This is a genomic window from Pseudomonas sp. NCHU5216 (assembly GCF_052156495.1).
In the GTDB taxonomy this organism is placed as follows: domain Bacteria; phylum Pseudomonadota; class Gammaproteobacteria; order Pseudomonadales; family Pseudomonadaceae; genus Aquipseudomonas.
Genome location: NZ_JBQLIX010000076.1, coordinates 1 through 8717, shown reverse-complemented (window position 1 = coordinate 8717; position 8717 = coordinate 1). Strand labels below are relative to the sequence as shown.

General features: G+C 67.5%; 2 protein-coding genes. Both read left to right on the top strand.

The genetic code is table 11. The features are described 5' to 3' along the window. A partial coding sequence (locus tag ACSVIK_RS25830) for a phosphopantetheine-binding protein (RefSeq protein WP_442446990.1) occupies nucleotides 1-600 on the top strand: 600 nt, incomplete at its 5' end. After that, nucleotides 597-8717: amino acid adenylation domain-containing protein (locus tag ACSVIK_RS25825; RefSeq protein ID WP_442446989.1), on the top strand; the 8121-nt coding region annotated here is incomplete at its 3' end. The genes ACSVIK_RS25830 and ACSVIK_RS25825, both read left to right, overlap by 4 nt.

The following is an 8717-nucleotide window of genomic DNA, read 5'->3' as shown; positions in this document are numbered from 1 at the left end:
CGCAGCGACGCCAGCCTGGAGTTCCTCGGGCGCAACGACTTCCAGGTGAAGATCCGCGGTCACCGTATCGAGCTGGGCGAGATCGAAGCCCGCCTGGCCGCCCAGGCCCAGGTGCGCCAGGCGGTGGTCGGCGCCTTGCCGGATGCCAGCGGCGAATTGCGCCTGGTGGCCTGGTTCACCACCGAGGCCGGCATGCCGGAACCGGAAACCCTGCGTGCCCACCTGCTGGCCGAACTGCCGGCCTGGATGGTGCCGAGCGCCTATGTGCACCTGGCGGCACTGCCGCTGACGCCCAACGGCAAGCTCGATCGCAAGGCCTTGCCCGCACCGCAGGCCGGCGCCCTGGCGCAAGCGGACTATGAAGCCCCCCAAGGTGAAGACGAATGCAGCATGGCGGCGCTGTGGGCCGCCGTGCTGAACGTGGAACGGGTAGGCCGCCACGACGACTTCTTCGCCCTGGGCGGCCATTCGCTGCTGGCGGTGAGCCTGATGGAAAAACTGCGCCAGGTCGGCCTGGAGGCCGACGTGAAGCTGCTGTTCGAACAACCAACACTGGCGCAATACGTCGCGGCGCTGGAAAAGACGGAGATTGTGCTGTGAATGTGATCGACCTGTTGGCTGTACTGGAAGACAAGGGCATCGAGCTGTCGCTGAACGAAGACCAACTGCTGGTGCGTGGACGCAAGCAGTCGCTGGCCGAGCCTGCCACGTTGGCCTTGATCAAGGAGCACAAGCCGGCCCTGCTGCAGCACCTCAAGGGCGGCGACACGGCCGCTCAGGCGCCGGGTATTCCCGAGGGCTGCGCGCGCCTCACGCCCGAGCATGTGCCACACCTGGGGCTGAGCCAGGCACAGCTGGAGCGGATTGCCGCCAGCGTGCCGGGCGGCGCCGCCAACGTGCAGGACATCTACCCGCTGGCGCCGCTGCAGGAGGGCATCCTCTACCACCACATCAGCGCACGCCAAGGCGATCCCTACCTGTTGCAGTCGAGCTTCACCCTGGCCAACCGGGAACGCCTGGAGCAGTTCTGCACCGCCCTGCAGGGGGTGATCGACCGCCACGACATCCTGCGTACCTCGCTGCATTGGCAGCAGCTCGATGCGCCGCTGCAGGTGGTATGGCGCCAGGCGCGCCTGAAAGTCACCGACATCAGTAACGAACTCGACCCGCAGCAGCCGCTGGCCAGCCAATGGCCCGCCAAGGTCGACCCACGCCAGCATCGCCTGGACCTCAGCCAGGCCCCGCTGTTGCATCTGCTGGTCGGTGAAGATCGTACCGAACAGCGCTGGCAGGCGACGCTGCTGTTCCATCACCTGGCCATCGACCACGCGGCACTGGCGGTGGTGCAGCAGGAAATGCAGGCCCTGCTGCTGGGCCAGGGTGCCAGCCTGCCGCCGGCGCTGCCGTACCGTGCCTATGTGGAACAGGCACGGCGTGCCGGCTCGCAACAGGAGCACGAGGCGTTCTTCACGCAGATGCTCGGTGACGTCAGCGAGCCGACCCTGGCGTTCGGCCAATATGACGTGCTGGGCGATGGCCAGGATGTGCTGGAGGCGCATCAAGACCTGCCGGCCGCGCTGTGCCAGCGCCTGCATCAGCAGGCGCGCCAGCATGGCGTCAGCACCGCCAGCCTGTGCCACCTGGCCTGGGCGCGGCTGCTTGGCGCGCTGGCCGGACGTGATGAGGCGGTGTTCGGCACCGTGCTGCTGGGCAGCCTGTCGCGCGCCCAGCGTGGCGGGCAGTTGCTGGGCATGGTGATCAACACCCTGCCGATGCGTGTGGTGCTGCACGAACAGAGCGTGGCACAGGCGCTCAAGGCCACCCATGGCAGCCTGATCGCCCTGATGAACCACGAGCAGGCGCCGCTGGCCCTGGCGCAGCGCTGCAGCCAGGTGGCGGCACCGACGCCGCTGTTCAACAGCCTGTTCAATTACCGTCATTCCGCGGCTCCCGCCGTGACCGACGCCGCTGCCGCCCAAGCCTGGCAGGGCATCACCACGCTGAGCGCCGAAGAGCGCACCAACTATCCGTTGCTGCTGTCGGTGGATGACTTCGGCCAATCCCTGCGCCTCACCGTGCAAGCGCTGCGCGGCATCGATGCCGCAGCCGTCGCAGCCGCCATGGGCTGCGTGCTGGAACAGCTAGCCAAGACCCTGGAACTGGGCGGCCATAGGCCATTGCTGGATCTGCACGTGCTGCCAGCGGCGCAGCGTGCGCAGCTTCTGGCGTTGAACCCGGCAGCCAGCGACTACCCGCGCGAGCAGACCCTGCACAGCCTGTTCACAGCCCAGGCCCAGACCAGCCCGGACGCCCTGGCGGTGATCGACGGCGAGGTTCAGCTAAGTTATGCCGAGCTCAACAGCCGTGCCAACCAGCTAGCTCATCACCTGGTCGCTCAAGGCGTTGTTCCAGGCAGCAAGGTGGCCTTGCTGCTGCCGCGCTCGGCTGACCTTTTGATAGCACAACTGGCAGTGCTCAAGTGCGCGGCGGCCTATGTGCCGCTGGACGTGCATGCTCCAGTGGAGCGCCAAGCCTTTATGCTCGACGACTGCCAGGCGGTATGCCTGATCAGCCTTAGTCACGAGCCTGCCGCGCATGAGTTGCCACGCGTCGACCTGGACCGCCTCGACCTGAGCGGCCAAGCCGCAAACGACCCGATTCTTGAACAGACCGCCGATACCCCGGCCTACGTGATGTATACCTCCGGCTCCACCGGTCAGCCGAAAGGCGTGGTGGTGCCGCACCGCGCCGTCGCCCGCCTGGTGCTGAACAACGGCTATGCCGAGTTCAACGCCCAGGATCGCGTGGCCTTCGCCGCCAACCCGGCGTTCGATGCCAGCACTCTGGAAGTCTGGGCGCCGCTGCTCAATGGCGGCGCCGTGGTGGTGGTCGAGCAGAACGTCCTGCTGGATCGCGCCCGCTTTGCCGCACTGCTCAGCGAGCAGGCGGTCACTGTTCTGTGGCTGACTGCCGGCCTGTTCCATCAATATGCCGCCAGCCTGTACGGCGCCTTCAGCCGCCTGCGTTATCTGATCGTTGGCGGCGACGTGCTGGATCCGGCAGTGATCGCCGGCGTGCTTCAGCATGGCGCACCACAACACCTGCTCAATGGCTACGGCCCGACCGAAGCCACCACCTTCTCCAGCACCTACGAGATCCGCGAAGCCGGGCAGGGCAGTGTGCCCATCGGTCGACCGCTGGCCAATACCCAGCTCTATGTGCTCGATGCCCAGCAGCAACTGGCCCCGCTGGGCGTGGCCGGTGAGCTGTATATCGGCGGCGACGGCCTGGCCGTGGGCTATCTCAACCAGCCGGAGCTGACTGCCGAGCGCTTCATCCAGCACGCCGAACTGGGCCGTCTGTACCGCACCGGCGACCTGGTGCGCTGGCTCGTGGACGGCAACCTGCAGTACCTGGGCCGTAACGACAACCAGATCAAGCTGCGCGGTTTCCGTATCGAACTGGGTGAGATCGAAGCTTCCCTGGCCCGATACAGCGGTATCGAAGCCAGTGCCGTGCTGCTGCGTGAAGACACACCGGGCGACAAGCGCCTGGTGGCCTACTTCACCGCCGCGCACGCGGTGGCCATCGAGGCGCTACGCGATCATCTGCAAGGTGAGCTGCCGGAGTACATGGTGCCCAGCGCCTACGTGCAGTTGGACAGCCTGCCGCTGACCGCCAACGGCAAGCTCGACCGCAAGGCCCTGCCAGCGCCGGATGCCAGCGCACTGCTGAGCCGCGCCTATGAAGCGCCGCAAACCGACACCGAATGCACCCTGGCGACCATCTGGCAGAGCCTGCTGGGCGTGGAACAGGTGGGGCGGCATGACAACTTCTTCGAGCTGGGCGGCCATTCGCTGCTGGCGGTAAACCTGGTCGAGCGTATGCGTGAGCAGGGCCTGAGTGCCGATGTGCGGGTGCTGTTCAGCCAGCCGACCCTGGCAGCACTGGCCGCTGCCGTAGGGGAAAACACCGACATCGAGGTGCCGGACAACCTGATTCCACAGGGCTGCACCCGGATCACCCCGGAGCTGCTGCCGCTGGTGGAACTGCAACAAAGCGAAATCGACCGCATAAGTGCTCAAGTGCCTGGCGGGGCCGCGAATATCCAGGACATCTACCCGCTGGCGCCGCTGCAGGAGGGCATCCTCTATCACCACCTCAGCGCCGAAGGCCGTGACCCTTATGTGCTGCAGGCGACCTTCAAGGCGGCCGACGATCAGCGCCTGGCAGACTTCTGCCAGGCGCTGCAAGGGGTGATCGACCGCCACGACATCCTGCGCACCGCGGTGTTCTGGGAGCAACTGTCGCAACCGCTGCAGGTGGTTCTGCGCCAGGCCTCGCTGGTGGTCGAGCGGCTGGAGCTGGATGGCCCTGACGCTACGCTGGCCGAGCGACTGCAGGCGCAGGTAGGCGAGGGCGCTTACCGTTTCGATCTGCGTCAGCCGCCGTTGTTGCGGCTGTCCTGCGCACGCTGCCCGGGCAGTGGCGAGTGGGTGATGCTGTTGCTGTTCCACCACCTGATTCTCGACCACACCGCCCTGGAAGTGGTGCGTCAGGACATGCAGGCCCTGCTGCTGGGTGAAGGCCAGCGCCTGCCGCCGGCCATGCCTTACCGCAACTATGTGGCACAGGCTCGGCTGGGCGCGGGGCAGGCCGCGCAGGAAGCCTTCTTCCGAGAGATGCTCGGTGACATCGACGAACCCACCCTGGCCTATGGACATCCGGTTTCGCAGCTCGACGGCAGCAGCGAAGCGCGGCTGCCCCTCGACAGCGCCACCAGCCTGCGCCTGCGGGCCCAGGCCCGGCAGCGCGGCGTCAGTGCAGCCAGCCTGATGCACCTGGCCTGGGGGCGCGTGCTGGCCGCACTGGCCGGTCGCGAGCAGGTGGTGTTCGGCACGGTGCTGATGGGCCGCCTGCACGCCGGCGAGGGGGCCGACCGTGCCCTGGGCATGTTCATCAATACCCTGCCGCTGCGCCTGGCCATCGATGCGCGGCCGCTGAGCGAAGCGTTGCGCGACACCCATGCCCGGCTCAGCGGGTTGCTGGTGCACGAGCACGCGTCACTGTCGCTGGCCCAGCGCTGTAGTGGCGTTGCGGCGCCGGCGCCGCTGTTCAACAGCCTGTTCAATTACCGTCACAGCGCGGTAGACGACTCGGCCAGCAGCGCCCAGGCCTGGCAAGGCATCGAGGCCCTGGCCAACGAGGAGCACACTCACTATCCGCTGGCGGTGTCGGTGGATGACCTGGGCGAAGCCTTCAGTGTCACGGTGCTGGCCGCGCATGGCCTGGATGCATCGGCCATTGGCCAGCGCCTGTGTACTACGCTGGCGGCCCTGGCCGATGCGCTGGAACGCGAACCCCAGGCGCCGTTGTGCGCGCTGCCCGTCGTCACCGCAAGCGAACGCCAGCAACTGCTGGAAGCCTTCAATGCCACTGCCAAGCCTTACCCCCGCGAAGCGACCCTGCAGGCGCTGTTCGAAAGCCAGGTAGCCGAACGGCCGCAGGCGACCGCAGCGGTTCACGGCGATAAGCGCCTGAGCTATGCCCAGCTCAACACCCGGGCCAACCAGTTGGCGCACTGCCTGCGGGAACGCGGTGTGGTGGCCGGCAGCACGGTGGCGATCCTGCTGCCGCGCTCGCTCGACCTGCTGGTCGCGCAACTGGCCATCCTCAAGTGCGCAGCGATGTACGTGCCGCTGGACATCCATGCGCCTGCCGAGCGCCAGAGCTTCATGCTCGGTGACAGCGGTGCGGCCTGGCTGCTCAGCCACAGCAGCCTGGAGGCGCCGGCTGCAGCGCGGCTGGATCTGGACACCCTGGAGCTGGCTGCTTACCCGCAGCACAACCCGCCCTGCGCCAGTACGGCGCTGACGCCGGCCTACATCATGTACACCTCCGGTTCCACCGGCACGCCCAAGGGCGTGATCGCGGTGCAGCGGGGTATCGTCAAGCTGGTGCGCAACAATGGCTACGCCGACTTCGACAGCCAGGATCGCCTCGCCTTCGCCTCCAACCCGGCCTTCGACGCCAGCACCATGGAAGTCTGGGGCGCGCTGCTCAACGGCGGCCAGGTGGTGGTCATCGACCATGAACTGTTGCTCGATCCGCCGCGCCTGGCCGAGGCGCTGGCGCAGCACGAAGTGACGGTGCTGTTCGTCACCACGGCAGTGTTCAATCAGTACGTGGCGTTGATCGGCCCGGCCCTGGCGAAACTGCGCGTGCTGCTGTGTGGCGGTGAGCGTGCCGACGCCCAGGTCTTCCGCGACCTGCTGGCGATTGCCCCGCACTTGCGTCTGGTGCATTGCTATGGCCCGACCGAGACCACCACCTACGCGACCACCGAGTGGGTGACCGAGGTGCCCGAGGGCCAGGATTTCGTACCCATCGGCAAGCCGTTGGCCAACACCCAGGTGTACGTGCTCGATGAGCACCAGCAGTTGCTGCCGCAGGGCTTGCCGGGGGAAATCTGCATCGGCGGCGACGGCATGGCCCAGGGTTACCTGAACCGCCCCGAGCTGGATGCACGCAGTTTCATCCGCGACCCGTTCAGCGCCGAACCGGGCGCACGGCTGTACCGTTCCGGCGACCTGGGGCGCTGGTCGGCAGACGGGCGCCTGGAACACCTGGGCCGCAAGGATGGCCAGGTGAAGATCCGGGGTTTCCGCATCGAGCCGGGTGAAATCGAAGCGCGCCTGCATGCCTGCCCGGGCCTGCACCAGGGCGCCGTAGTGGTGCGCGATGATGCACCGGGCGGCAAGCTGCTGGTGGCCTATTACACCGCCGAGCAGGCCCTGGCGCCGGAAACGGTGCGCAGTTGGCTGAGCGACGCGTTGCCCGACTACATGGTGCCGGCAGCGTGCATATGCCTGGAACACTGGCCGCTCAACGGCAATGGCAAGCTCGACCGCAAGGCGTTGCCGGCGCCCGATCCGCAGGCCCTGGCCGCAGAGACCTACCAGGCACCGCAGGACCCGCTGGAGGCGCAACTCGCGCAACTGTGGCAGGACGTGCTCAAGGTGCCCAGGGTCGGTCGCCAAGACAACTTCTTCAGCCTTGGCGGGCACTCGCTGCTGGCCGTGACGCTCATCGAGCGCATGCGCCAGCAGGGCCTGACGGCCGACGTCAAGGTGCTGTTCGGCCAGCCGACCGTGGCCGCACTGGCCGCAGCGCTGGGCCAGGTACAGGAGCAGGCGGTTCCGGCCAACCTGATTCCGTCAGGCTGCACGCGGCTGACGCCGGCCATGCTGCCCATGGCAAGCCTTGACCAGGCCAGCCTGGATGCCATCGTCGCGCAGGTGCCGGGCGGTGCTGCCAACGTGCAGGACATCTATGCCCTGGCCCCCCTGCAAGAGGGCCTGCTGTACCACCACGCGGCCGCCACCGAGGGAGACCCGTTCATTCTGCAGTCGCTGTTCAGCGTCGACAGCCAGGCGCGCCTGGAGCAGGTGACACGCGCCCTGCAGGCGGTGATCGAACGCCATGACGCACTGCGCACCGCCGTCTTCTGGCAAGGGCTGGAGCGTCCGGTGCAGGTGGTGCTGCGCCAGGCGCGGCTGCGCTGCGAGGTAATCGAACTGCCGGCCGGCGAGGGCGATGCCGTTGCGCGCATGCATCAGCGCCATGACGCCAGCCGTTACCGCATGGATCTGCGCCATGCGCCCCTGCTGGAGCTGCACGCCGCCTGGGACAGCGCCATGCAGCGCTTCGTGGTGGCCCTGGTGTTCCACCACCTGATCCTCGACCACGTGGCCTTCGACGTGGTCATCGAAGAAATGCAGCATCTGATGCTCGAACCGAGCGCCCGGTTGCCGGAGCCGGTGCCGTACCGGCACTACATCGCCCAGGTGTGCCAGGGCGCCACGCCAGAGCAGGACGAACGCTTCTTCCATGAGCTGTTGAAGGACGTTCGCGAACCGACCCTGCCATTTGGCCTGGATACCGCCGTGGGTACCCCGCAAGAGGTGCAGCATGCCTGCGACCCCGCACTGGCGGAACGCGCCCGGCAACTGACCCAGCGCCTGGGTGTCAGCGCGGCGAGCCTCTGGCATCTGGCCTGGGGCGTGCTGGTCGGCCACCTGGCCGGGCGCCAGGATGTGGTGTTTGGCACCGTACTGATGGGCCGTCTGCGTGGCGGTGAAGGGGCCGACCGCGCGGTGGGGATGTTCATCAACACCTTGCCGCTGCGCCTGGACACCGGCAGCGCCAGCGTTACCGATGGCTTGCAGCTAGCCCGTCGCCGGCTCAGCGAATTGCTCGCCCATGAGCAGGCGCCGCTGGCGCTGGCCCAGCGTTGCAGCGGCGTAGCCGCGCCGGCGCCGCTGTTCGGCGCCTTGCTCAACTACCGCCACAGTCCGGTGGACGACTCGGAGCAGGCGCATGTGGCCTGGCAGGGCATTACCGGCCTGCAGGCCCATGAACGCACCTCTTACCCGCTGTCGCTAGCGGTGGATGACCTGGGCCGGCGCGGCTTCAAGGTCACCGTACAAGCCACCGGTGGGGTGGATGCGCAATGTGTCCAGCAGTACCTGATGTGCACCCTGCAGAGCCTGATTGAGGCCCTGGAGCAGCAACCGCAACTGCCCCTGCAGCAGGTGCAGGTACTGCCTGGCGCGGCACGCCAGCGCCTGCTCTACGAGCTCAACGCCACCGCCGCCGACTACCCGCGCCAGGCCACCCTGCAGGATCTGTTCGAGGCCCAGGTGCAGCGCACGCCG